The sequence below is a fragment of the Bradyrhizobium sp. WD16 genome (assembly GCF_024181725.1).
GTDB lineage: Bacteria > Pseudomonadota > Alphaproteobacteria > Rhizobiales > Xanthobacteraceae > Bradyrhizobium_A.
The window spans coordinates 260066-282272 of sequence record NZ_CP028908.1 but is presented as its reverse complement, the minus strand read 5'-3'; the positions used below and the strand labels follow the sequence as shown (position 1 = coordinate 282272).

The following is a 22207-nucleotide window of genomic DNA, read 5'->3' as shown; positions in this document are numbered from 1 at the left end:
TCTGGTCTGTCTGGTCCTGCCTCAGCTGCCCGACGTCCGGGGCGCGCAGGTGTTGGACCGGAAGCGGTTGGACAGGAAGCTGTTGTGCAGGAAGCGCCCGCCGGCCGGCAGTTCGCCGTCATCAACGTTTGCGTTTCCGGTGGTCGCGATCTTGATCGCCGGCATCGGTGGCCGACCGCGAGGGTAATATCATCCAAGTGATCGCGGATGGATTTGTTCCGTGCTGCTGAAAATGATTTGAGCCAGCGGGGCCGTGATGATCTTCCGTACCTTCCGCGGCAAGGCGCGCAGCTCAACGCAAGCGCGACGACAGCACTGGGCAAGCATCGTGCCCGACACAAACAAGACGCAATTGATTCGTTGTGCCTTGTAAAGAAAGAGAGTAAGGTGCCCGATATTCGATTTTACCGCCTTGCCTTGTTAGCGCGCCTGCGGGCTCCTTTCCAAAGACATCGCTGAGATTGGATGAAATCTGCGCGGAGGTCGCGCGGAATGCGCATGTGTGCGCTGTTGGAGATGTGTGATGGCGATTGGTACGGTGAAGTGGTTTAACGGCCAGAAGGGTTTCGGGTTCATTCAGCCGGAAAGTGGCGGGGCCGATGTGTTCGTTCACATCAGCGCTGTCGAGCGCGCCGGTCTTGCCGGTCTGGCTGAAGGCCAGAGGGTGAACTACGAAGTCAAGAAGGACCCGATGCGGGGCAAGGTGAGCGCTGAGAATCTCTCGCTCGCCTGATCCATCGGACAGTAACGTTCCACGGATGTACTGGAACGAGTGCTGAAGGCTAAGCCGCCATCTCTCAGGAGAGGGCGGCTTTTTCGTGTGCGCATTTCTGTTCGTCGCGCGTTGCGCGGTGTGACGACATGCGGGCATGCGCGGAGTTGATCCGGCGGTGTGCCCGAGCACGTCTCGCCTCGCGGGGGCATGAGCGGCAGGCTGGCGAGCGGCAGAAGACGTCTCCTCGACGGTAACCGGTGAGGGACCAGCCGCGTTGCCAAGCCGGGCGCCCAACAACGGCCTTTGCGCTTGGTCAAGCGCCCGCGCCCCCGGACCACTACCTTTCCGCCAGGAAGGCTCTCGTTTCCGACGTTCGTATTCCGTCGCAGTGGGCGCTGATACGAACCTTGGTGTCCTTTATGTCTCCGAATTACCGTGCGAGCGTGAGGCAAATGGAGCGGTAATTCGGAGACGGGACACTAGTGCGGTTTGGTCCGACGCTCGTACGAAGAACTCGCAGCAATACTGAAACGAGCGTCAGATCCACCGCGCGCCCTAGGAGGCCAGGCCATGAATGAACTGCAGCTGCGGGATGACGTGCTGGACGAGCTCGCCTATGAGCCGGTGGTCGATGCCGCCCGTGTCGGCGTGTCGGTCGACCGTAACGTCGTCACCTTGACCGGGCGGGTGACGAGTTACGCGCAGAAGCTCGCGGCGGTGGCTGCCGTGCGCCGCGTTAGGGGCGTCCAGGCGATTGCCGACGAGATCGAGGTCGCCGGCGCAGGCGATGAGACGACCAGCGACGCGGAGATCGCTCGGCGCGCGGCCGAGGTTCTGAGCTGGGACAGCGCCATTCCCGCCGGCGCGGTCCAGGTCACCGTGCGCGACGGTCGCGTGACGCTGACCGGTGAAGTCGAGTGGCACTATCAGAGGGCCGGCGCCGAGCAGGACGTCCGCAACCTCGCCGGCGTCCGCTCCGTCAGCAACGACATCACGATCATGCTGCGGCCGAATGTGGCGGACATCAAACGGATGATCGAGACGGCGCTGCGGCGGCATGCTGACATCGAGGCGCAGAACGTCCGCGTGACCGTGACCGGCAACACCGTCGAGCTCGACGGCATCGTCAACAGCTGGAGCGAGAAGGCGGCGATTGAAACCGCGGCATGGTCCGCTGCCGGCGTCGCGACGGTGAAAGATCGCATCGCGATCGCGCCGCAGTAGGTCCGGCGGTCGCAGCTCGGACGGTCTTGCCGGACCGAGGTCGTCGTTCCGGCAGAGTGGTCGCGCGATGGTCCCGGCATCGCAGTGTCAGGGACCGCGGCTGCTCTTGTACAGGCCCTTGGTCAGATGATGGTGAAGATCGGGGTCCTCGATCAGCGACCCCGTCACTGCATCGTCGCCAAGTCGTTCCGCGTCGCCAATTCCGCGGTCCCAGGTTTGCATCGCGAGATCGCCCTGGCCGGCGCGCATCAAGGCATAGAGTTCGGCGCGCGCCGCCGAAGACAGCGCGGCAACCGCCTCGCGCAGCGCGATGATCTGCGGGGCCTCAGGCGGGATCGGCTCGAAACCGAGTGCTGCCGTCGGATTATGTTCGCCGCGCGCCGCCTTGGAATCTGCCAGATCGGCCTCGGCCACATTGCCGAGGAATTGATCGCGCTGCGTGCGCGCCGCCTTGGCGAGAGTCACGATGGAATTCACCTGCTGTGTGGTCAGGTTCGTAAGCATCTGCCGACTCCGTTGAACAGGGATCGTGTGACCATCGGATCGGGTGCAGGCAAGGGTGTCCACCCGCTGCATCGGCGTCCGCTGATAGACGATTTTCACAGTTGCAGACAACTATGCGAGCGGAGCTCCGCATTTGATATGAGACGACCGGCCGCGACAAGCAAACGTTGCCGCAATGTCGCAGCAGCATCGTACCGGTGCTCTGCGCCCAAAAGGTCTGGCTCGAGATCGCGGCCTTGCCCCATCCTCGGATGACCACGTCGTGATCATGGGGACTTTCCGTCGATGGCGATGATGCCGGATGGGGGGGCGATTCGCCCGTCCGCCTGGTCGAACGAGCAAATCCAAGGGTGCACGCGCTGTTCCGCGGTGCCGGCGTCTGTCAATGGGGCTTGCCGAGCAGCGACGAGAAGGCGAGGACGAAGATCTCGTCGCCGAACTCGTCGTTGATGTGCATGGTCCAGTCGCGCCAGTCTTCCGGGCCGGGCGTGGCGATCAGCACGCGGGCGATGCCGGTGGCGCGCTCATGGGCTTCGACCAGGTCGGCCACCTCGGTTCCGTTGTGGTCCAGCAGCGCCCGTTGGGCGTTGGCACAGTGGAAATAGACCTGGGTCATCGTCAACCTCCCGCCGAACTGGAAGAGCGATGAAGCGATAGCAGGAAGTCGGCGGACGTCGAAAGCCGGATAGATACCGTAAGGAATTGTCCGGAGCCAAGGTCCGGAGCCAAGGTCCGGAGCCAAGGTTCGGAGCCAAGGTTCGGAGCCAAGGTTCGGAGCCAAGGTTCGGAGCCAAGGTTCGGAGCCAAGGTTCGGAGCCAAGGCAGCGAACGTCAAATCCAAAACCGCACTGGAACCATAACCACACTAGAATCATAATGATGCTAGTGTGGCGTCTCGCAATTGCCTGTGCCCTTTGCGGCAAGCCCCTGTAGGCAATTGCGAGACATAAGCCACACTAGAGCAGGCTCCGAGCGATGTGAATCGAATCAGGATTCCCGAATCGGCTGACATCTGATTCATGATTCCTGCCGCAGAATGGAGGCGGCTGGAATGGCGCTTTCCGACGATCTTCGCAAACGAGTGGTGGAGGCTGTCGTCTCGGGCGGGCTGTCGCGCAATGCGGCGGCGAAGCGTTTCGAAGTCAGCATTGCGAGCGCCGTGCGCTGGGTCAAGCAATTCGAGACGACGGGAGAAATGTCGCCGAAGCCGACTGGAGGCGATCGCCGCTCCGGCCGCATCGAAGCCCATCACGGCTACCTGATGGGTCTGATCCGGCGCACGCCGGACGTCACCCTGCTGGAGATCCAGGAACGTCTGATCAGGAATTGCGGCGAGCATTTTTCGAGTTCCGTGCTGTGGCGCTTCTTCGACCGTCATGGCGTCACGTTTAAAAAAAGACCGCACACGCCTCGGAGCAGCAGCGGCCGGACGTCCTGAAGCAACGCCTCGAATGGTTCGAGCGACAGCTCGATCTCGATCCCGAGAAGCTCGTCTTCATCGACGAAACGGGCGCCTCGACCAATTTGGCGCGCAAAGGCGGGCGTTGCCGGCGTGGGCGGCGGCTGCGCGTCGGCGTGCCGCACGGCCATTACAAGACGGTCACGCTCGTCGCCGGCATCCGCCTTCGCGGGCTCGTGGCGGCGAAGACCTATGATCGTCCGATCACCGCCGCCCTGTTCGAGGACTGGGTGGAACACTGCCTCGTTCCTACCCTCACGAAAGGCGACGTTGTCGTCATGGACAATCTGTCCGCCCACAAGGGGCCGCGGGTCAAGGAGTTGATCGAGGCCGCGGGCGCCGAGCTGCTCTACCTCCCGCCCTATAGCCCCGACATGAACCCGATCGAGAAGGCGTTTTCCAAGCTGAAAGCGCATTTGCGCAAAATCGCCGAGCGAACTGTCGCCGCCCTGATGCGCGCCCTCGAAACCTGCGCCGACATCTTCAAGCCCGCCCAATGCGCAAACTACTTCGCCGCATGCGGATATGATCCACCTTGATCGGAGTCTGCTCTAGTGTCCTGACTCTCAATTGCCTTGCAATAACTCACGCTGCCTCGATTTTGTCGAGGGCGGCGCGGGCGCGGTTGATTTTTTCGAGGATGGCCGCGCCCTCGGCCCTCCACGTGTAGGGCTTCGGGGCGGCATTGCGATCGGAGAGATAGGCTTCGATGTCGCGGACGAGTTCGCCGATGGAAGCGAAGCTGCCCGAGCGTATCACGTCGGCGGTTAAATCAGCGAAGAAGCGTTCGACGAGGTTCATCCAGGACGAAGATGTCGGCGTGAAGTGCGACTTGAAGCGCGGGTGACGGGCGAGCCAAGCCTTGACCTTTGGATGCTTATGCGTGGCATAGTTGTCCTGGATCAGATGGATGTCGAGTTCCTCGGGCGTTTCGCGATTGATCTGTTTCAGGAACCTGAGCCATTCGATGTGAGTGTGACGCGCCTCGGTGCGCGCGATCAACTTGCCTTTCATCGCATCGAGGGCAGCAAACAACGTAATCGTGCCATGCCGGGTGTAATCGTGAGTCATTGTCCGGGGACGCTTCGGGGCAAGCGGCAAGCCAAGTTGAGTGCGTTCCAGAGCCTGGCATTGGCTCTTCTCGTCGCAGCATAACACCAGCGCCTTCGCTGGCGGATCGAGGTAGAGCCCGATCACGTCCCAGAACTTTTTCTCAAACTCCGGATCATTCGAGAGCTTGAACGTCTTTACAATGTGGGGCTTCAAGTCATTCTTTGACCAGATCCGCTGCACAGTACTGTGCGATACTCCGGCATGGCGGCCCATGCTGCGCACGCTCCAACGCTTGCGGTTCTTCGGCGGACGCGTGGCATCGGTGATGACACGCTCGATTTTCTTCTCTGTAATCGAGGGCTTGCGTCCGCGTCCGCCCTTGTCGTCGAGGCCGTCGAGCCCGTGTGCCTCGAACCGGCTGGACCATGTCGACACCGTTGGCATCGATGTATCCATCTGCTCGGCGACGAGCTCGATTTTCACCCCCTCCAGACGCAGCAGAATAATTTTTGCTCGAAAACGATCGCGATGCGCACTGGTCGGAGCATTGGCCCTCCGTTGGAGTTCAGCCCGTGTCTCCGCATCGGCGGTAAGTACCTTGACGGGACGCGCCATCCTCTCAGCTCCTGCTTGCCCGAAGCAACCAAGATTATTTAAACTGATTTGCGAGACGGAACACTAGCTTTTTGATTTTGCTAGTGTCCCGATGTCTCCGAATGACCGTGCGAGTGCGAGGCAAACGATGCGGTAATTCGGAGACGGGGCACTAGCTCCGGGTGAAGGCGCCGAGCAGCATGTTGATGCGGCCATCGCCCCAGGTCGGCATCATGAGCCGCGCATAAGGACCATCATCGCGGCCGGAGTCCGGGCGGTGCCGGTAATAGGTCGGAGTGCGGCCTTCGACCGTCGCGCTCGACTGCGAATGCAGATAATCCAGCGGATATCGACCGGCGATTTCGTCAAGAAACGCACCGGCGAGGACGTCGCCACAGATCTTCCTGATCTCTGCGCCGGCCATCGCGACCCGAAAGCGCATCGGAGTTTCGCTGACCTCGATGAGTATCATGCCGTCCGGGTTCGGCAGCGCCGTCGGATCCACGTCGTCGGCGAAAGGCATCTCGGCATCGCCGCGCTTGAGGCCGTCCCAATAGCCGAGCAGCAGCGACAAGTCCGCTTCGAGTTTTGGCGGAAGGCAATAGGGATTTGAGGTCATCAGGTTCATCCTCGCCGGTGCATGACGTCGTCGTCTCTACGCGGGCCGTCATCACACTCCGTCGCGGTGGGGTGGCACGACCAATATCGAGATCGCAACATCTCCGCTGGGAAGCACACAAAAGGATATGAGCGCGCGTCCCCGACCTGTTGATCTCGATCAAGTCGGCCGGCGCCGTGCTTCAGTCATTCCGCTTCAGTGAAGCTTCTGGTTGTGGCGCGATTGGCCTTGAAGCCGCCGGCGGCGAGCGGGCGGAAACAGGTCGAACTTCGGAAACAGGTCCTGGTGTCCCTAGTGTGGCGTCTCGCAATTGCCTACCGCCTTTGCGGCAAGCCTCTCGTAGGCAATTGCGAGACATAAGCCACACTAGTGTGGTGGATCTGACGCTCGTTTCAGTATTGCAGCGAGCGGTCATCCGGGGCCGGGGCATTAGGGCGTCCCCATGGCCGAAAACACCAGGGATCGATCGTCCAGCGTTTGGACGGGAAGCCTGTCGGCGCCGGCTGCGGCTTCGAGCTCCTGCAGCGACAGCGTCATGTCGCCTCCGTTCGCGGGGCTCGTCGACGGATGCCGTGGCATGGCGATGACCGCCGCGAGGACGGCAAGCGCCGCCAGGACGGACTTCACGAGATTTTTCATGTGAGCCTCCTTTTCCCAGCTGTCGATTGGTCTGAGAGGCCGCGGCGAGGTTCAGCGTTTTGGGCGAATGGGATGTCATTCCTCATTTGACGGTGGTTGCGAACATGATTCCCCATCCTGTCGAGATTGTCGGCAAGACATCGGCAGCCGGCGATGGAACCGGAAAGCCTTCGCTCCGTGCTCTGTCTTGATCTCCGTCAAGTCTGCAGCGGTGCAGCTCCGGTACAGCTTCCGTCATCTCGCCGACCGTTCACATGCGGAGTGAGGGGCGAACCCGCGGGATCAGGGAGGACGTCATGCCATTGCCGCGACATTCGATCGCCTCATTGACGCTGACCGGATTGGCATTGAGCGCGTCGTTGGCGCTTGCAGGGCTTGCGACCGGCAGCGGTTCGGCAGGGGCCGTGGTCTACTGCCAATATGTTGATTATCCCCCGAGCTGCGTCGCACGGCCCGGCGTCGTGCTGAGGCCGCGCCCGGTCGCGCGCGCCGTCGTGCGGCCCGGAAGGCCGATGAATCGCGGCGGTCCCGTCAACCGCGTCGGCCGTCGCTGACCACGCCGGTCAGGACCGGAGCCGTGGCCGCCCGGTCGGGGTCGTCCTGGGCGCTCGTTCGCCGGCTTCGCGTCACCGGCACTGTCATCACGGATCCTGTTAGGAGAAGCGCTCGGGCGACTTGTCGTCGCGCCCCGGCGCGCAGGCCGCCCTGCGCTGCGGAGCATGAAAAGTCATGCACCTGCTCTGACTTGTCCCATCCGGTACGACACCGCGCCGTAGGTGGCGACGAGATAAGGCACGACGTAGGTCAGACCGATCTTCAACCAGTTGAGCGGCAGCGGGCCGACGAGGGCGTCACCCTGATTGATCAGGTTCAGGACCGTCCCGACGAGAACGGCGACAATGAATGATCGGCGCGGAACGCCGTCGGACAACGCGTAGCGGCAGGCGAGACTTAAGGTCGGCATCGACGTCCTTCAGTCAGGTCGACGGCGTCCCGGCGGGACAGACGAGGGGTGGCAGTTCGGCGAGCGACCTGATCTCGCGATCGGGGTGGCCCGGCAATCGCTCTTTGGGCTGCCGGTAACGATTGCACCAGACGACCTTCATTCCGAACGACGACGCTGCATAGGCGTCCCAGCCGTTGGATGATTGAAACGAGATCCCGGCCGCCGGCACCCCGAGCCGATCGACCGCGAGCTGATAGACACGGGGGTCCGGCTTGAAGACGCCGACCTCCTCGACCGACAGGACATGGTGGATCAGGCCGTCAATTCGCGCATTGCCGACGGCAGACGCGAGCATCTCGGGCGATCCATTGGAGAGGATCGCGATCTTCAGTCCCGCGGCATTCAATTGTCGGAGAACATTCGGCACCTCGGCAAAGGTATCGAGGGTCAGATAGAGCCGCATCAGTCGATCGCGCAGCCCCGGCCGATCGAGCCCAAGCGCATCCAGCGAGAAATCGAGCGCATCGCCGGTGACCTGCCAGAAATCGGCATGACGACCCTGTGCCGCGCGGAGCCAGGTATATTGCAGCTGTTTGTCCCGCCAGAGGGCCGTCAGCTTCTCGAGGGCATCCCCGAGCACATCACGGCAGCCGCGGGTGGCCGACGCGAAATCGAACAGCGTGCCATAGGCGTCGAAAACACAGGCGCGGACGCCAATGAACGGGCCAGTTGACATGGTCGCCCTCTCCGCGATCGGCCGAATGAACCCATGGCCTGATGCAAGCTTCTGGAGTCATGAAGCAGTTTTTGGCTGACACGGCATTGCTGTCCGCCTGGATTGAATGCCGGCAAACGGCGTCCGGCTGTCAGTTCGACCGTTCCTGGCCGAAGGTGATGCCTTGGTTGCCAAAATTCTATTTGGACCTTGTTGCGAATGCCAGCTGTCCCGGCCGACGACGCGTAACTTTTTTGCCGTCGCAGCGAATTTCCTGGCTGTGGAGGGCGACATGCCAAAGGCGGTGCATTCGATCCGAATTACTCACCGGCAGAGCGGGCTCGTCATTGCCGAGGGACCGCTCGGGTTCGGCGGCATCACGCCGTTCGAAGGCAATCTCTATATCAGTCGCAATTGCCTGCGGACGAAATCCCTGCGGCCGAACTGGGTGCCGGGCCTGTGCATCTACAAATTCCTCTATGTGTGGCTCGATTTGCGGCTCCCCGACGGATCGCGTGAACCGTCCCTCGGCTGGATGTACTGGCTGCCAAACCCGTTGCTGCCGTTCATCGCGTTCCGGCCGGCTGTTCCGCGCGTCTCGCCGATGTTGCAGGTGGACGACATTGTCGGCTGAGCCGGGCTGGCGCCGCCGTTGTATGCCCATCGACCTGCCGGATGCCAGGGCGGACCGTGCCGGCGGCAATCCGCCGTCGCGACGGCGTCTCATCCTGTCGGGATTGATCGGGGCCGCCGCAGTGGCCGTCAATCGCGCCGTGGCGGCGCCAGCCGGCTCACTACCGACCTTCGAATCGGGACATTATCAATTCACGATCATTCGGCCGTAGCCGGAGTTGCCGTCGGTCAGGCTGTTCGGCCTCGATGGAGGGACGATCGATCTCCAGTCCCTCTGCGGCAAGCTGGTCCTGCTGAACTTCTGGACCTCCTGGTGCGCGGCGTGCCGCACCGAACTGCCCGCCCTCGAACGTCTTCATGATGATGACCGGCGCGGCAGCCTTCACGTGCTGGCCGTTTCCGAGGATCGCGGCAGCCGGGCGAGTGTCGAGCGCTTCGTCAGGGACCTGAAGATCGCAACGCTGCCGGTCTATTGGGATCCCAACGGCTACGTCGGCTATTCGGATGGCGTCAACAGCAGAAGCGCACCGTTTGCGCTGTACGGGATGCCGATCACCAACCTCGTCGCGGGCTCCGGCCGGGTGATCGGCTACATTCTAGTGTTCCGTCTCGCAAATCAGTTTAAATAATCTTGGTTGCTTCGGGCAAGCAGGAGCTGAGAGGATGGCGCGTCCCGTCAAGGTACTTACCGCCGATGCGGAGACACGGGCTGAACTCCAACGGAGGGCCAATGCTCCGACCAGTGCGCATCGCGATCGTTTTCGAGCAAAAATTATTCTGCTGCGTCTGGAGGGGGTGAAAATCGAGCTCGTCGCCGAGCAGATGGATACATCGATGCCAACGGTGTCGACATGGTCCAGCCGGTTCGAGGCACACGGGCTCGACGGCCTCGACGACAAGGGCGGACGCGGACGCAAGCCCTCGATTACAGAGAAGAAAATCGAGCGTGTCATCACCGATGCCACGCGTCCGCCGAAGAACCGCAAGCGTTGGAGCGTGCGCAGCATGGGCCGCCATGCCGGAGTATCGCACAGTACTGTGCAGCGGATCTGGTCAAAGAATGACTTGAAGCCCCACATTGTAAAGACGTTCAAGCTCTCGAATGATCCGGAGTTTGAGAAAAAGTTCTGGGACGTGATCGGGCTCTACCTCGATCCGCCAGCGAAGGCGCTGGTGTTATGCTGCGACGAGAAGAGCCAATGCCAGGCTCTGGAACGCACTCAACTTGGCTTGCCGCTTGCCCCGAAGCGTCCCCGGACAATGACTCACGATTACACCCGGCATGGCACGATTACGTTGTTTGCTGCCCTCGATGCGATGAAAGGCAAGTTGATCGCGCGCACCGAGGCGCGTCACACTCACATCGAATGGCTCAGGTTCCTGAAACAGATCAATCGCGAAACGCCCGAGGAACTCGACATCCATCTGATCCAGGACAACTATGCCACGCATAAGCATCCAAAGGTCAAGGCTTGGCTCGCCCGTCACCCGCGCTTCAAGTCGCACTTCACGCCGACATCTTCGTCCTGGATGAACCTCGTCGAACGCTTCTTCGCTGATTTAACCGCCGACGTGATACGCTCGGGCAGCTTCGCTTCCATCGGCGAACTCGTCCGCGACATCGAAGCCTATCTCTCCGATCGCAATGCCGCCCCGAAGCCCTACACGTGGAGGGCCGAGGGCGCGGCCATCCTCGAAAAAATCAACCGCGCCCGCGCCGCCCTCGACAAAATCGAGGCAGCGTGAGTTATTGCAAGGCAATTGAGAGTCAGGACACTAGTGTGGTGGATCTGATGCTCGTTTCAGCATTGGAGCGAGTTCTTCAAACGCGCGTCAGATCCAAAACCACACTAGAATCAAAATGATGCTAGTGTCCCCTTGTTTCAACGTTCGTATGAGCGCCTGCTGCAATGGGATACGAACGTTGGAAACGGGACACTAGCAAAACCAAAGAGCTAGTGCGGCTTATGTCTCGCAATTGCCGACAGGGGCCTGCTGCAAAGGGGGGAGGCAATTGCGAGACGCCGCACTAGGTGCCGCGGACTGGACCTCACCGGCAGCTGTCGGCCTCATCAACTATCTCCGCGCAGCATAACAGCCGTTTCCGGTCGCCTTGGCAGCAGCAAAATCTTTCGCGGCAGCTGTAACCTTCTCTGTCACCCGATCGAACTGCAGTGGAGAGGATCTCGAGGGTCGCAAGCTCGTCGAGCCCGCCCAGACACGCGCCACGCCGGACCGGCTGGCGAACGTGACGACGTGGCGACAAGTCCCGTCGATGTCTAACGCCAAAGGAGAAGCTGACGTGACGAACCTCAAGAAGTCCCTGTTGACCCTCGGAACGATTGCCGCCGTCGGCGGAGCCATTGCCGCGACGCCGGTGCCGGCGCTCGCCCAGGGCGCCAATCCTTGCGCCCCGAAAGCCGGCAAGGTCGCCAATCCCTGCGCGCCGAAGGACAAGAAGATGGCCAATCCCTGCGCGCCGAAGGCTGCCAATCCCTGCGCTCCCAGGAAGTAAGGCCGCATTCGCAGTCGTCCGCCGTCTGACCGGCATGCGATCGGTCTCATGAACCACTTGTGGAGGCTGACGCGTGTCGTCGCCTCCGCATCCATGGTTGGCTTCGCCGAACCGTCGACAGAACAGAGGAATATGAATCCATGAAGCAGTTCGCCGCCCAATCCGCGCTCGTCATCGGCCTCGTCGCTGGCGGGATGTCGCTGGCCCACGCGGACCCGGTCAAGTTCGACGCGCTGGTCGCTCAAAAGGAAGCGCTGCGCCTCGATTTCGCCGACGGCAGCAAGCATTTCTTCCTGCTCGTGCATCGTGAAGGCAAATCCGCAGGCCAGGGGCCTCTGGCCGATGCCGCGGTCGACGAATATGGCGCGCACGACATCGTCCCGGGTATCGGCGGCGAGCCGCGCGGCTATCTCCAGTTCACCAAGGCCAATGGCGACAAGGCCTACATCAATTGGACGATCCAGGCGATCTTCGTCCCGGGATCCGGCGGCAAGCCGAAGCTGCTCGACAACGGCGTGTGGCAGGTCGTCAGCGGCACCGGCGCGCTCGACAAGCTCAAGGGGGCGGGGACGTTTCATCTGGTCGCGACCGGCCCGACCGAGCGCCGTTTTGTTCTCGAAGGCGAGTTGGTGTAATAGCGGGACGAGGTGATGCCGCAGCGTTCGCGAGCGCCCCGAGAGCCGGCGCGCCTGACACCGTCACCCGCCCTTTCGCGGCTGGCGCTGTCGCGGATGGCGGACGCTGCGGTCGAGGCGGTCGACTGCATTCAGGCTCTTCACCAGGCAGGAAGCAATCTCGTGCTCGAGGCGCTGCGTGGCGCGGAGTTCGCCGAGTGGGAGCACTATCCTCCTGACGACGTGATCGATCCGATATCGCATGCGCAGTACTATTTCCACGCCCATGCGCCGGACGACCGGGAGCGTCCGGATTACGGTCACTTCCACACCTTCATGAGGCCGATGGGGATGCCGGCCGGGGTTCGTCCAGCCGGTCTCGCTGGCGGTCCGCCGCCTGCGCCGGCCGAAGAGGGCGCGCTGTCGCATCTCGTCGCCGTTTCGATGACGCCGTCGGGAATGCCGGAACGGCTGTTCACGACCAACCGCTGGGTCACTGCGGAGACCTGGTACAGCGCGGCGGACGTCGTCGCCATGCTCGATGGCTTTGTCATCGACGTCGATCAGCCCTCCCGCCTGCTCAATCGATGGCTGAGCGCGACGTTCGTCCTGTTCAGGCCGCAGATCGAACGGCTCCTGATCGCGCGCGACCGCGTCGTCGAGGATTGGCGTCTGCGGCATTTCGACGGCGACGTTTTCGAGGATCGCGGCCTTCAGATCACGTCGTCGATCGACATCTCCCTCAGCCGGCAGATCGAGTGGGTCAACAGCGAACTCGAGAGCAGGGGATAGCCATGTTCCCTGGTGACGTAACCTCCCGGCCGATCGGAACGAACCTCCTGTCGAGGCGAGCGCAACCGCCCCGCCTGAACGGCAACTGCACTGATCGCAGAGCCAACCCGTCATCGGAGGAACAGAGTATGTCCAATTGCATGTTGTCCGCTCTTGTTGTGGGCGCCGTCGCCACCGCCATCGGATCGCTTGCCGCCACCTCGGCCATGGCCCAGATGAGCAAGGCCGACATGGAAAAGATGGTGAAGGAGAAGCAGGCGCAGACGATGCAGGCGCTGAAGTCCGGCAAGATGGAGAAGTGCTTCGGTCTCGCCCTCAAGGGGCAGAACGACTGTTATGCGGGGGCGGGGACCACCTGCGCCGGCACGAGCACGGTCGATTACCAGGGCAATGCGTTCAAGCTGGAGCCGAAGGGCACCTGCACGACGATGAAGACTCCTTCGGGAACCGGGAGCCTGACGCCCAAGGCCTGACAAGAGTTGGATCGGGCGGGCAGTGAAATTGTCCGCCCGCAGTTCTCGGGGAGATCGCCGTGCCGCTGCCATCGTCTTGCACGCCAGAGTCGTGCCGCCCAGAGGTTCGTCTCGACCGCATTCCGCCGCGTGGCGGCGTCGGCCTCAAGGCGCAGCATTGCCGGACGATCATCGAGACGTGGCCCGATGTCGGCTTCTTCGAGGTCCATGCGGAGAATTACATGGGTGCCGGCGGTCCGCCGCATCGCTACCTGTCGCATATCCGCGAGCACTATCCGCTGTCGCTCCACGGCGTCGGATTGTCGATTGGTGCCGCTCGTCCGCTCGACAAGGACCATCTTGGGCGGCTGGAGCGGCTCATCGAGCGTTATGCACCTGGGCTTTTTTCGGAACATCTCGCCTGGTCGTCGCACGAGCGCGGCTTTCTCAACGACCTGCTGCCGGTGCCCTATACCGCCGAGACGCTGGCCCGCGTCGCCGATCACGTCGATCAGGTCCAGGATATCCTCGGACGGCAGATGCTGCTGGAGAATCCGTCGACCTACATCGCCTTTGCCGAAAGCAGCTATATGGAGACCGACTTCGTCGCCGAAGTGGCGAGACGGACCGGGTGCGGCCTCCTCCTCGACGTCAACAATGTCTACGTCGCATCGACCAATCAGCAATGGGATCCGATCGCCTATATCGACGCCTATCCGCTCTCCAGCGTCCAGCAGATCCATCTGGCGGGCCATGGCAGGGAGTCCGATGACAACGGGCGCCCGCTGTTGATCGACACCCACGATTGCCTGGTCGACGATGTCGTCTGGGATCTCTTCGTCCACGCCGTCGAACGGATCGGCCCGGTGCCGACGCTGATCGAGTGGGACGCCGAGGTGCCGGACTGGGCGACGCTGCAGCAGCAGGCCCGGCGCGCCGAAGCGATCATGTTCACTGTGCCGTCGGAGGCCGAGCGTCATGCCGCGATTGGCTGAAAGGCAGCGGGGTTTTGCCGAGGCGCTGCTCGATCCGGCGCAGCCGGTCCCATCCGGTCTGGTTGGGCCGGATGGACAACCAAGTCCCAGGCGGTTCGCCGTCTACAGAAACAACGTGGTCGCCGGTCTGACGCAAGCGCTGCGGGACGCTTTCCCGGCGGTGCACCGCATCGTCGGCGCGGACTTCTTCCGGGCGATGGCGCACCCCTATGTCGTGATGGAGCCGCCGCGAACACCGATCCTGCTCGATTACGGGGAGGGCTTTCCGGGCTTCATCGCAGACTTCGCGCCGGCGGCGGTGCTGCCTTATCTGGCGGATGTTGCGCGGATCGAGCGTGCCTGGAGCGAGGCCTATCACGCGCCGGAGGCCATGCCGCTCGATCCGGCCACGATCATGTCGATCGCGCCGGACGCGCTTCCCGCCATGAGCCTTGTGCTTCACCCCTCGCTCCGCGTTGTCCGGTCGCGATTTCCGGCACTGACGATCTGGCAGATGAATGTCGGCGACGGCGTCGCTGGACCGATCGATTGGACCGCCGGCGGCGAGGACGTGCTGGTGGTCCGATCGTCCGCCGAGGTCGAGGCTTGCGTCATCGTGGCGGGCAGCGCGGAATTCATCCGGGCGCTGGGCGCCGGCGCCCCGGTTGTGGCCGCATTGGCGGCGGCATTGCAGGCCGACAGCAGCTTCGACCTCGCGGCCAGCCTTGCCGGCCTCATGCAGTCGCGTGCCGTGATCGGCTATCGCACGGCGCCGGACGATAACCTTCCTGACGGCAGGGGAGCGCAATGACCAGGCGCAACTCGGCCATGAGCATGGCCAGCATCCGCAATACAGTGCGCGACAGTATCGACCGGCTCGGCGACGCTGCGCGCGTCGCGGCGCCGCCGCTGCTGCGTATCGCGCTGGCGGTGCCGTTCTTCAGGTCGGGGCTGACCAAGTGGGACGGCTTGTCGCTGTCGCCGGCAGCCGTGTTCCTGTTCGAGGAGGAGTTCAAGCTGCACGTCTTCGGACAGGTCTATGACATCCCGATTCCTGCGCTCGTCGCCGCGCTCGACGCCGTCGCCGAAATCGCTCTTCCCGTGTTGCTGGTGATCGGTCTTGCAACTCGCCTCAGCGCGCTCGGGCTTCTGGTCATGACCGCCGTCATTCAGCTCGTGGTGCCGGAAGGGTGGGCCAATTTCCACTTGCCCTGGGCGGCGCTCGCGGTGGCCATCATCGCGCTCGGTCCGGGGACGTTGTCGCTCGATGACCTGCTCCGATGCGCGCAGCACTCCCGGACAGGGCAAGGAGGCGCTTGATGTTCGGTCCCGGTTGGAGGTATCCGGAAGGTGACGTGGGCATCCCGGTCGGTCCGGCATGCGGAGCGCGTCGCCGATGAGCCAGGCGCCACTCAACCGCGTGCGGTCGCTGAGGCTCGTCGCCAAAACCGGCAGCAGCGGAGCACGCCAGGTGGAGCCGGTCGTCCGGGACGTTGACTGGACCATCCTCATGGCCCGCGCGCAGGATGGCGACACAGCGGCCTATCGCCGGCTGCTGGAGGAGGTCACGCCTTATCTGCGGTCGCTCGCGGCGCGGCGGCACCGTGATCCGAACGACATCGAGGACGCGGTGCAGGACATCCTGCTGACCATCCATTCCATCCGGCAGACTTATGATCCTTCGAGACCGTTCGGACCATGGCTGGTCGCCATCGCCAATCGCCGTCTCGTGGATCGGCTGCGCCGCCAGGGCCGGACGAGCGCGCGCGAGACGGAACTGACGGCGGACCATGAAGCCATCGCCGGGCTGTCGGCGAATCTCGAAGAAGGCGCGGACCGCCACGAACTGGAGAGGGCCGTCGACAATCTCCCTCCCGTGCAACGGCAGGCTGTTCGCCTGCTCAAGCTCGAGGAGATGTCGTTGAAGGAGGCCGCCGCGGCGAGCGGGCTGTCGGTCGCGTCCCTCAAGACCAACACGCACCGTGCCCTGAAGAACCTTCGGAAAATGTTAAACGATCGGAGCGAGCCGTGATCAAGACACCCGATCTTATCGCATCGCTTGCGGCCAGTGCGAAGCCGGTGCGTCGGCTGCGACCACCTGCCGTCCGCGCCGCCTGCTGGCTGCTGCTCGCCGCGGTCGTTTTGGTGCTGCTGGCCGTCAGCCAGGGACTGCGGCCCGACTTCGCCCAGCGGCTGCATGATCCCGGCTTTGCGCTCGGCATTGCGGCGGCGGTCGTCACCGCAATCCTCGCGGCGGTTTCCGCATTCCTGATCAGCCTACCGGACCGCTCGCGGCTCTGGCTGTTGCTGCCGTTGCCGGCGCTCGTCGTCTGGCTCTCCAATACCGGCTACCAGTGCCTGGTCCGATGGATCGCCATCGGTCCGGAGGGCATGAGCCTAGGCGAGTCGGCGCGCTGTTTCGCGACACTGGTGCTGACCGGACTGCCGCTGTCGCTCACCATGCTGGTGATGTTGCGTTATGCCGCGCCGCTGCGCCCCACCGCGGTGACGCTCGTCGGCAGCCTCGCGGTCGCGGCGATCACCGCGGTGGCGCTCTCTCTGTTCCACAAGACAGATGCCACCGCGATGATCCTGATGTGGAATGTCGGCGTTCCGCTGCTGTTCATCGGCCTCGGCCGCCTGTTCGGCGGCCGGCTGTTTTGTTGGGTCGGGCCGAGCTGGGAGAACGGGGCGTCTCCGGTGTAGTGGGCCGATTCCAACATTCGCTAGTGTCCCGTCTCCGAATTACCGCTTCGTTTGCCTCACCCTCGCACGGTCATTCGGAGACATCGGGACACTAGCAAAATCAAAAAGCTAGTGTGGCTTATGTCTCGCAATTGCCTACAGGGGCTTGCCGCAAAGGGCAAAGGCAATTGCGAGACGCCACACTAGTGTGGTGGATCTGACGCTCGTTTCAGCATTGGAGCGAGTTCTTCAAACGCGCGTCAGATCCAAAACCACACTAGAATCATAATGATACTGGTGTCCCCTTGTTTCCAACGTTCGTATCGGCGCCTGCTGCAATGGGATACGAACGTTGGAAACCGGACACGAGCCTCGATCATTGCGTCGCAACGGGGATCGACATAAGGGGGAACAGGGACGTCGCGGACGGCGAGCAGAGGACGGCGGCCGCGGGCGAATTGGCGGAGCAGGGACGGTGCGGGCAGGGAAAGCGAAGATCGTGGCGAGCACCGGCAATGCCGTGACGGCGGACCTGATCGCGGTGCTGGTCGCCGTGACCGACGCGCAGCCACGGGTGATGACGATCCGCGACGCCGGCGCGCTGCCCTCCGGTCCGTTCGAACTCGCGCATCGCTCGCTCCAGTCCGGCCTGCGCGCCTGGGTCGAACAGCAGACCGGCCATCCTCTCGGCTATCTCGAACAGCTCTACACCTTTGCCGACCGCGACCGGGCAGGGGTTGGCGGTCAGCGGGTGATTTCGATCAGCTATCTCGGCCTGACGCGCGAGGAGCCCGCGCCCAAGGGCCGCGCCACCGGATGGCGGGGCTGGTACGACTATTTCCCCTGGGAGGACCATCGCAGCGGGCCGCCGCCCTTCATCGAGGAGATCGTGCTGCCGAGCCTGCGCGCCTGGGTGGAGCGCGCCAGCGCCGGCCGCGATCAGCGGCTGCAGCGGGCGGCCATCGCCTTCGGCTTCGACGGCGCGCCCTGGAACGAAGAATTGGTGCTGCAGCGCTACGAACTGCTCTACGAGGCGCGCCTGGTGCCCGAAGCCTTGCGGGATCACGGCTGCGCCAAGGCATCGACCATTCCGGGCCGGCCGATGGAAGCGGATCACCGCCGCATTCTGGCGACGGGCATGGCGCGGCTGCGCGCCAAGATCAAATACCGGCCGGTGGTGTTCGAGCTGATGCCGCCGAGCTTCACGCTGCTGCAATTGCAGCGCACGGTTGAGGCCCTTGCCGGCCGCCCATTGCACAAGCAGAATTTCCGCCGCCTGATCGAGCAGCAGGAACTGGTCGAGGAGACTGGAACCACAAGCTTCGAGACCGGCGGGCGGCCGGCGAAACTGTTCCGTTTCCGCCATGTCGTGTTCGCCGAGCGGGCGATCGCGGGGACGAAACTGCCGCTGTCGCGCAGCTGATCACGACCCAAAACGTTCGCCCCATCCGCTTCCCGCCTTCGTGATGTGAGGTCCGCTTGATTTATACTCGTAATAAGCATATCATACATATACTCAATAAGAGCATATAATGGGAGTGCAAACCATGGCGGCCACAGCCGAAGTCCTCCAGCGCACTGCTCCGCTCTACGACCGCGTCCGGCGGGTCATTCCACCGATCGAATGGCCGGTCTTCGCCGAGGATGTCGATGCCATCATCGCGCTGAAGCGCCGGCGCAATGCCGTCGTCCTCGCCCACAACTACCAGACGCCCGAGATCTTCCACTGCGTCGCCGATCTCGTCGGCGACAGCCTGGCGCTGGCGCGGATGGCCGCGCGGACCGATGCCGAGGTGATCGTGCTGGCCGGCGTCCATTTCATGGCCGAGACGGCCAAGCTGCTCAACCCCGACAAGACCGTGCTGATCCCGGATCTCGAAGCCGGCTGCTCGCTCGCCGAGTCGATCACGGCCGCCGACGTCCGCCTGATGCGGCAGCGCTATCCCGGCGTGCCGATCGTCACCTACGTGAATACGTCGGCGGCGGTGAAGGCTGAATCCGACATCTGCTGCACGTCGGGCAATGCCCGCGCGGTCGTCGAGTCGCTCGGGGCCGAGCGCGTGATCATGCTGCCCGACGCCTATCTCGCCCGCAACGTCGCCGCCGAGACCGATGTCGAGATCATCGCCTGGAGCGGCCACTGCGAGGTTCATGAGCGCTTCACGCCGGCCGAGATCCGGCAGTTGCGCGAGGATCATCCGGGAATCGTGGTGCTGGCCCATCCGGAATGTCCGCCCGAGGTCGTCGCCGAGGCGGATTATTCCGGCTCGACCGCCGGCATGACGGACTATGTCGGCGCCCATAAGCCGCCGCGCGTGGTTCTCCTGACCGAATGCTCGATGAGCGACAACGTCGCCGTCGCCCATCCCGACGTCGACTTCATCCGTCCCTGCAATCTCTGTCCGCACATGAAGCGGATCACGCTCGGCAACATCCGGCAGGCGCTCGCCGACAACCGCCACGTCGTGACGATCGATCCGGCGGTGACGCCGCGCGCGCGGCAGGCCGTCGAGCGGATGCTCGCGGTATGAGCGCGGATCTGCACCGTCTCGCCGGCCTGCCGGTCATCATCGGCGGCGGTCTCGCCGGACTGATGACGGCGCTGCGTCTTGCGCCGATGCCGGTCGTGCTCCTGTCCAAGGGGCCGATCGGTACGGAAGCCTCGAGCGCATGGGCCCAGGGTGGTCTCGCCGCCAGCCTCGGCGACGACGACGATCCCGCGCTGCACCTCGCCGACACGCTCGCGGCCGGCGATGGGCTGTGCGATGCCGCGGTGGTCGAGCGGATCCTGCGCGCCGCGCCCGCGGCCATCGAGACGCTGATGCGGCTCGGCTGCGCCTTCGACCGAACGGGCGACGGCCGTCTCGGTCTCGGTCTCGAGGCCGCCCACAGCCGGCGGCGCATCGTCCACGCCGATGGCGACGGGACCGGTCGCGAGTTGATGCGCGCCCTCGGCGCAATGGTGCTGCGGACGCCGTCGATCACGGTGGTCCAGGGTGTCGAGGCACGACGGCTCCTGCTCGACGACGGCGCTGTCGCCGGGCTCGTTGCCGCTGGTCCCGCCGGGCCGCTGATGGTGCCGACGAGCCGCGTCGTCGTCGCAACCGGCGGGCTTGGCGGACTGTTCCTCGACACCACCAATCCGCTCGGCTGCTTCGGGCAGGGGCTGGCCCTTGCCGCGCGCGCCGGCGCCGAGCTCGCCGATCTCGAATTCATCCAGTTTCACCCGACGGCGTTCGATACGGCCGCGCGTCCGATGAAATTGATCAGTGAAGCCGTGCGCGGCGAGGGCGCGGTCCTGGTCGACGAGACCGGCCGGCGCTTCCTCGCCGGCGTCCCGGGCGAAGACCTGGCGCCGCGCGATGTCGTCGCCCGCGCCATCTGGCGCCACGTCGGACGGGGCCACCGCGTCTTTCTCGACGCGCGGCAGCGTCCCGGCGCAGGATTCGCGCGGCGCTTTCCCGCCATCGCGGCCTGGTGTCGCGAGGCCGGCATCGATCCGGCGCGGCAGCCGATTCCGGTGCGGCCGGCGGCCCACTACCACATGGGCGGCGTTGCGGTGGACGCGGATGGCCGCAGCTCAGTCGCGGGGCTATGGGCCTGCGGCGAGGTGGCGTCCACCGGCCTGCACGGTGCCAACCGCCTCGCCAGCAACTCGCTGACCGAAGCGGTCGTCTGCGCGGGCTGCGTGGCCGATAGTGTCGGCGGCACCTCTGCCGGCCGGGCAGGGCGGGCTGTGGCGAGCAGTGCATTGCCGCCGGCGGCGGACCCGTCCGCGATCAGGTCGATCCTGTCGCGCGGCCTCGGCGTCGAGCGGGATGACGCGGGATTGCGCGCCGCGATCGGCATGCTGCGGCCGCTGGCCGCCGATTCCGGCGCGGCGTCCGATCCGGCTGCGGTGGGACTGATGATCGCGGTCATGGCGATGCGCCGCACCGAAAGTCGCGGCGGCCATCATCGCACCGACTTCCCGCAACGCGATGCGCTCGCGCGAAGGGCGCGGATCCGCCTCGACGAGGCTCTTGCCGCCGCGGCCGAACTGGTTTCGCCGGCGGCGATGCGAAGCGCCGCCCACGTCAACACCACAGCCAGGAGCGCCCGACCATGTCGCTGACGCCATTGTCGCCCCTGCTGCTCGAGCCGCTGGTTCGCGCCGCGCTGCTCGAAGATCTCGGCCGCGCCGGCGACATCACCACCGATGCGATCGTGCCGGCCGGGCTGCGTGCGACATGCGTGCTGGCGGCGCGGCAGCCGGGCGTCGTCGCCGGGCTCGACCTCGCCGCGCTCGCCTTTCGCCTCGTCGATCCGGCAACCGAGATGCGCGTGGCGCGGGAGGACGGCGGCGCCGTCGCGCCGGGAGCGATCATCGCCTCGGTCACGGGACCGGGGCGGGGGCTGCTGACGGCCGAGCGCACGGCGCTCAATTTCCTCTGCCACCTCAGCGGAATTGCGTCGGCGACGGCCGCCATCGTTGCCGCCGTCGGTGACCAGAAGGCGCGCATCGTCTGCACCCGCAAGACGACGCCGGGGCTGCGGGCGGTCGAGAAATATGCGGTCCGCGCCGGCGGCGGCGCCAATCACCGTTTCGGCCTCGATGACGCGGTGCTGATCAAGGACAACCACATCGCCATCGCCGGGAGCGTCAAGGCGGCGATCGAGCGGGCGCGCGCCGCGGTGGGGCATCTGGTCAAGATCGAGGTCGAGGTCGACAGGCTCGATCAGCTCGAGGAGGCGCTCGGGATCGGTATCGATGCGGTGCTGCTCGACAACATGAGCGTCGAGACGCTGCGCCAGGCGGTGTCGATGGTCGCGGGCAGGGCGGTGACGGAAGCGTCCGGCCGGGTGACGGCGGCGAGCGCTCCCGAGATCGCGGCGACCGGTGTCGATCTCATCTCCATCGGCTGGCTGACCCACAGCGCTCCGGCGCTTGATATTGGCCTCGACTGGCAGGCCTGACGCCTCCGGCATCGGCCATGCTGTTCGGCAATCCGCCCTCCGCGACCTCTCGCGGGCGCGCCGTTGAACGACCACAGCGTCCGATCGAGATCGGGGGGCGACATTCGGAATGTGGCGC

29 protein-coding genes are annotated in these 22207 nt (G+C 64.3%); 21 read left to right on the top strand and 8 right to left on the bottom strand.

The annotated features are described in order from the left end of the window. Nucleotides 1–21 precede the first annotated feature (21 nt). Nucleotides 22–165 (bottom strand): hypothetical protein, encoded by a 144-nt coding sequence (locus DB459_RS01345; RefSeq protein WP_253711098.1) that lies wholly within the window; start codon nucleotides 163–165, stop codon nucleotides 22–24. Nucleotides 166–207: 42 nt separating this feature from the next. Between DB459_RS01345 and DB459_RS01340 the strand changes: the two genes are divergently transcribed. The 3 genes from DB459_RS01340 to DB459_RS01330 all read left to right on the top strand — a co-directional run bounded on the left by DB459_RS01340 (nucleotide 208) and on the right by DB459_RS01330 (nucleotide 1939). Next, a complete protein-coding gene (locus DB459_RS01340) occupies nucleotides 208–459 on the top strand; it encodes a hypothetical protein (RefSeq protein WP_253711096.1) in 252 nt (83 codons plus the stop codon). A gap of 64 nt (nucleotides 460–523) precedes the next feature. After that, a complete protein-coding gene (locus DB459_RS01335) occupies nucleotides 524–733 on the top strand; it encodes a cold-shock protein (protein WP_253711094.1) in 210 nt (69 codons plus the stop codon). Between the two features lie 552 nt (nucleotides 734–1285). Continuing rightward, on the top strand, nucleotides 1286–1939 hold the full coding sequence (locus tag DB459_RS01330) for a BON domain-containing protein (protein ID WP_253711092.1): 654 nt from the start codon (nucleotides 1286–1288) through the stop codon (nucleotides 1937–1939). Between the two features lie 87 nt (nucleotides 1940–2026). On the opposite strand, the gene DB459_RS01325 is transcribed toward DB459_RS01330, so the two are convergent. Both DB459_RS01325 and DB459_RS01320 read right to left on the bottom strand, forming a co-directional pair. After that, nucleotides 2027–2515: a DUF3775 domain-containing protein gene (locus tag DB459_RS01325; protein ID WP_253711091.1), complete on the bottom strand. Its 489-nt coding sequence runs from the start codon at nucleotides 2513–2515 to the stop codon at nucleotides 2027–2029. A 310-nt stretch (nucleotides 2516–2825) separates the two neighbouring features. Then, nucleotides 2826–3059, bottom strand: coding sequence for a hypothetical protein (locus DB459_RS01320; protein ID WP_253711089.1), 234 nt, complete (start codon nucleotides 3057–3059; stop codon nucleotides 2826–2828). Between the two features lie 435 nt (nucleotides 3060–3494). Between DB459_RS01320 and DB459_RS01315 the strand changes: the two genes are divergently transcribed. Next, nucleotides 3495–4441, top strand: a protein-coding gene (locus tag DB459_RS01315) for an IS630 family transposase (RefSeq protein WP_253706644.1) whose coding sequence is annotated in 2 segments (ribosomal slippage) — nucleotides 3495–3834 and nucleotides 3834–4441 — 948 coding nt in all. Because the reading frame shifts where the segments join, the coding sequence is not laid out codon by codon here. Nucleotides 4442–4487: 46 nt separating this feature from the next. Here the strand turns inward: DB459_RS01315 and DB459_RS01310 are convergent. From DB459_RS01310 to DB459_RS01300, 3 genes are all read right to left on the bottom strand, one after another. Beyond that, a complete protein-coding gene (locus tag DB459_RS01310; protein ID WP_253706553.1) occupies nucleotides 4488–5570 on the bottom strand; it encodes an IS630 family transposase in 1083 nt (360 codons plus the stop codon). Between the two features lie 151 nt (nucleotides 5571–5721). Further along, entirely contained in the window at nucleotides 5722–6168 is a 447-nt protein-coding gene (locus DB459_RS01305) for a PAS domain-containing protein (RefSeq protein ID WP_253711087.1), read from the bottom strand. 429 nt (nucleotides 6169–6597) lie between these two features. Continuing rightward, entirely contained in the window at nucleotides 6598–6807 is a 210-nt protein-coding gene (locus DB459_RS01300; RefSeq protein WP_253711085.1) for a hypothetical protein, read from the bottom strand. Nucleotides 6808–7103: 296 nt separating this feature from the next. Between DB459_RS01300 and DB459_RS01295 the strand changes: the two genes are divergently transcribed. Then, entirely contained in the window at nucleotides 7104–7361 is a 258-nt protein-coding gene (locus DB459_RS01295) for a hypothetical protein (RefSeq protein WP_253711083.1), read from the top strand. A 173-nt stretch (nucleotides 7362–7534) separates the two neighbouring features. On the opposite strand, the gene nrtS is transcribed toward DB459_RS01295, so the two are convergent. Then, entirely contained in the window at nucleotides 7535–7771 is a 237-nt protein-coding gene (gene nrtS / locus DB459_RS01290) for a nitrate/nitrite transporter NrtS (RefSeq protein WP_253711081.1), read from the bottom strand. A gap of 13 nt (nucleotides 7772–7784) precedes the next feature. Further along, complete coding sequence (locus DB459_RS01285; RefSeq protein ID WP_253711079.1) at nucleotides 7785–8489, bottom strand: haloacid dehalogenase type II; 705 nt, start codon at nucleotides 8487–8489, stop codon at nucleotides 7785–7787. A 106-nt stretch (nucleotides 8490–8595) separates the two neighbouring features. Between DB459_RS01285 and DB459_RS01280 the strand changes: the two genes are divergently transcribed. From DB459_RS01280 to nadC, 16 genes are all read left to right on the top strand, one after another. Further along, nucleotides 8596–9102 (top strand): hypothetical protein, encoded by a 507-nt coding sequence (locus tag DB459_RS01280; protein ID WP_253711077.1) that lies wholly within the window; start codon nucleotides 8596–8598, stop codon nucleotides 9100–9102. 217 nt (nucleotides 9103–9319) lie between these two features. Next, nucleotides 9320–9730 carry a TlpA disulfide reductase family protein gene (locus tag DB459_RS01275; protein WP_253711075.1) on the top strand — a complete coding sequence of 137 codons (411 nt, stop codon included), beginning with the start codon at nucleotides 9320–9322 and terminating at the stop codon, nucleotides 9728–9730. Nucleotides 9731–9764: 34 nt separating this feature from the next. Continuing rightward, nucleotides 9765–10847, top strand: coding sequence for an IS630 family transposase (locus tag DB459_RS01270; RefSeq protein WP_253706553.1), 1083 nt, complete (start codon nucleotides 9765–9767; stop codon nucleotides 10845–10847). Nucleotides 10848–11403: 556 nt separating this feature from the next. Further along, nucleotides 11404–11616, top strand: a complete 213-nt coding sequence (locus DB459_RS01265) for a hypothetical protein (RefSeq protein ID WP_253711073.1) — start codon at nucleotides 11404–11406, stop codon at nucleotides 11614–11616. A 140-nt stretch (nucleotides 11617–11756) separates the two neighbouring features. After that, complete coding sequence (locus DB459_RS01260; RefSeq protein WP_253711071.1) at nucleotides 11757–12251, top strand: hypothetical protein; 495 nt, start codon at nucleotides 11757–11759, stop codon at nucleotides 12249–12251. 15 nt (nucleotides 12252–12266) lie between these two features. Continuing rightward, nucleotides 12267–13022 carry a hypothetical protein gene (locus tag DB459_RS01255; RefSeq protein ID WP_253711069.1) on the top strand — a complete coding sequence of 252 codons (756 nt, stop codon included), beginning with the start codon at nucleotides 12267–12269 and terminating at the stop codon, nucleotides 13020–13022. A 128-nt stretch (nucleotides 13023–13150) separates the two neighbouring features. Then, entirely contained in the window at nucleotides 13151–13495 is a 345-nt protein-coding gene (locus DB459_RS01250) for a DUF2282 domain-containing protein (protein WP_253711067.1), read from the top strand. Nucleotides 13496–13554: 59 nt separating this feature from the next. After that, nucleotides 13555–14469 carry a DUF692 domain-containing protein gene (locus DB459_RS01245; protein WP_253711065.1) on the top strand — a complete coding sequence of 305 codons (915 nt, stop codon included), beginning with the start codon at nucleotides 13555–13557 and terminating at the stop codon, nucleotides 14467–14469. After that, nucleotides 14453–15259: a DUF2063 domain-containing protein gene (locus tag DB459_RS01240; protein ID WP_253711063.1), complete on the top strand. Its 807-nt coding sequence runs from the start codon at nucleotides 14453–14455 to the stop codon at nucleotides 15257–15259. The genes DB459_RS01245 and DB459_RS01240 overlap by 17 nt, the downstream gene beginning before the upstream one ends. Before the next feature lie 17 nt (nucleotides 15260–15276). After that, nucleotides 15277–15768 carry a DoxX family protein gene (locus DB459_RS01235; protein WP_371927018.1) on the top strand — a complete coding sequence of 164 codons (492 nt, stop codon included), beginning with the start codon at nucleotides 15277–15279 and terminating at the stop codon, nucleotides 15766–15768. A 76-nt stretch (nucleotides 15769–15844) separates the two neighbouring features. Beyond that, nucleotides 15845–16480: a sigma-70 family RNA polymerase sigma factor gene (locus DB459_RS01230; RefSeq protein WP_253711061.1), complete on the top strand. Its 636-nt coding sequence runs from the start codon at nucleotides 15845–15847 to the stop codon at nucleotides 16478–16480. Further along, nucleotides 16477–17154, top strand: coding sequence for an NrsF family protein (locus DB459_RS01225; protein ID WP_253711059.1), 678 nt, complete (start codon nucleotides 16477–16479; stop codon nucleotides 17152–17154). The genes DB459_RS01230 and DB459_RS01225 overlap by 4 nt, the downstream gene beginning before the upstream one ends. A 478-nt stretch (nucleotides 17155–17632) precedes the next feature. Further along, entirely contained in the window at nucleotides 17633–18556 is a 924-nt protein-coding gene (locus tag DB459_RS01220) for a hypothetical protein (protein ID WP_253711057.1), read from the top strand. A gap of 124 nt (nucleotides 18557–18680) precedes the next feature. Next, nucleotides 18681–19664, top strand: a complete 984-nt coding sequence (gene nadA / locus DB459_RS01215; RefSeq protein WP_253711055.1) for a quinolinate synthase NadA — start codon at nucleotides 18681–18683, stop codon at nucleotides 19662–19664. Next, nucleotides 19661–21247 carry an L-aspartate oxidase gene (locus DB459_RS01210; protein ID WP_253711054.1) on the top strand — a complete coding sequence of 529 codons (1587 nt, stop codon included), beginning with the start codon at nucleotides 19661–19663 and terminating at the stop codon, nucleotides 21245–21247. The genes nadA and DB459_RS01210 overlap by 4 nt, the downstream gene beginning before the upstream one ends. After that, nucleotides 21238–22089 (top strand): carboxylating nicotinate-nucleotide diphosphorylase, encoded by an 852-nt coding sequence (nadC, locus tag DB459_RS01205; protein ID WP_253711052.1) that lies wholly within the window; start codon nucleotides 21238–21240, stop codon nucleotides 22087–22089. The genes DB459_RS01210 and nadC overlap by 10 nt, the downstream gene beginning before the upstream one ends. Nucleotides 22090–22207 lie beyond the last annotated feature (118 nt).

Bases quoted from the DNA above. Each gene is read 5' to 3' on its own strand.
- nadA (WP_253711055.1), top strand. From the start codon at position 18,681: ATGGCGGCCACAGCCGAAGTCCTCCAGCGCACTGCTCCGCTCTACGAC.
- DB459_RS01280 (WP_253711077.1), top strand. From the start codon at position 8,596: ATGCCGGCAAACGGCGTCCGGCTGTCAGTTCGACCGTTCCTGGCCGAA.
- DB459_RS01310 (WP_253706553.1), bottom strand. From the start codon at position 5,570: ATGGCGCGTCCCGTCAAGGTACTTACCGCCGATGCGGAGACACGGGCT.
- DB459_RS01320 (WP_253711089.1), bottom strand. From the start codon at position 3,059: ATGACCCAGGTCTATTTCCACTGTGCCAACGCCCAACGGGCGCTGCTG.
- DB459_RS01255 (WP_253711069.1), top strand. From the start codon at position 12,267: ATGCCGCAGCGTTCGCGAGCGCCCCGAGAGCCGGCGCGCCTGACACCG.
- DB459_RS01345 (WP_253711098.1), bottom strand. From the start codon at position 165: ATGCCGGCGATCAAGATCGCGACCACCGGAAACGCAAACGTTGATGAC.
- DB459_RS01210 (WP_253711054.1), top strand. From the start codon at position 19,661: ATGAGCGCGGATCTGCACCGTCTCGCCGGCCTGCCGGTCATCATCGGC.
- DB459_RS01330 (WP_253711092.1), top strand. From the start codon at position 1,286: ATGAATGAACTGCAGCTGCGGGATGACGTGCTGGACGAGCTCGCCTAT.
- DB459_RS01240 (WP_253711063.1), top strand. From the start codon at position 14,453: ATGCCGCGATTGGCTGAAAGGCAGCGGGGTTTTGCCGAGGCGCTGCTC.
- DB459_RS01325 (WP_253711091.1), bottom strand. From the start codon at position 2,515: ATGCAGCGGGTGGACACCCTTGCCTGCACCCGATCCGATGGTCACACG.
- DB459_RS01285 (WP_253711079.1), bottom strand. From the start codon at position 8,489: ATGTCAACTGGCCCGTTCATTGGCGTCCGCGCCTGTGTTTTCGACGCC.
- DB459_RS01250 (WP_253711067.1), top strand. From the start codon at position 13,151: ATGTCCAATTGCATGTTGTCCGCTCTTGTTGTGGGCGCCGTCGCCACC.
- DB459_RS01235 (WP_371927018.1), top strand. From the start codon at position 15,277: ATGAGCATGGCCAGCATCCGCAATACAGTGCGCGACAGTATCGACCGG.
- DB459_RS01295 (WP_253711083.1), top strand. From the start codon at position 7,104: ATGCCATTGCCGCGACATTCGATCGCCTCATTGACGCTGACCGGATTG.
- nadC (WP_253711052.1), top strand. From the start codon at position 21,238: ATGTCGCTGACGCCATTGTCGCCCCTGCTGCTCGAGCCGCTGGTTCGC.
- nrtS (WP_253711081.1), bottom strand. From the start codon at position 7,771: ATGCCGACCTTAAGTCTCGCCTGCCGCTACGCGTTGTCCGACGGCGTT.
- DB459_RS01230 (WP_253711061.1), top strand. From the start codon at position 15,845: ATGAGCCAGGCGCCACTCAACCGCGTGCGGTCGCTGAGGCTCGTCGCC.
- DB459_RS01300 (WP_253711085.1), bottom strand. From the start codon at position 6,807: ATGAAAAATCTCGTGAAGTCCGTCCTGGCGGCGCTTGCCGTCCTCGCG.
- DB459_RS01335 (WP_253711094.1), top strand. From the start codon at position 524: ATGGCGATTGGTACGGTGAAGTGGTTTAACGGCCAGAAGGGTTTCGGG.
- DB459_RS01260 (WP_253711071.1), top strand. From the start codon at position 11,757: ATGAAGCAGTTCGCCGCCCAATCCGCGCTCGTCATCGGCCTCGTCGCT.
- DB459_RS01340 (WP_253711096.1), top strand. From the start codon at position 208: ATGGATTTGTTCCGTGCTGCTGAAAATGATTTGAGCCAGCGGGGCCGT.
- DB459_RS01270 (WP_253706553.1), top strand. From the start codon at position 9,765: ATGGCGCGTCCCGTCAAGGTACTTACCGCCGATGCGGAGACACGGGCT.
- DB459_RS01305 (WP_253711087.1), bottom strand. From the start codon at position 6,168: ATGACCTCAAATCCCTATTGCCTTCCGCCAAAACTCGAAGCGGACTTG.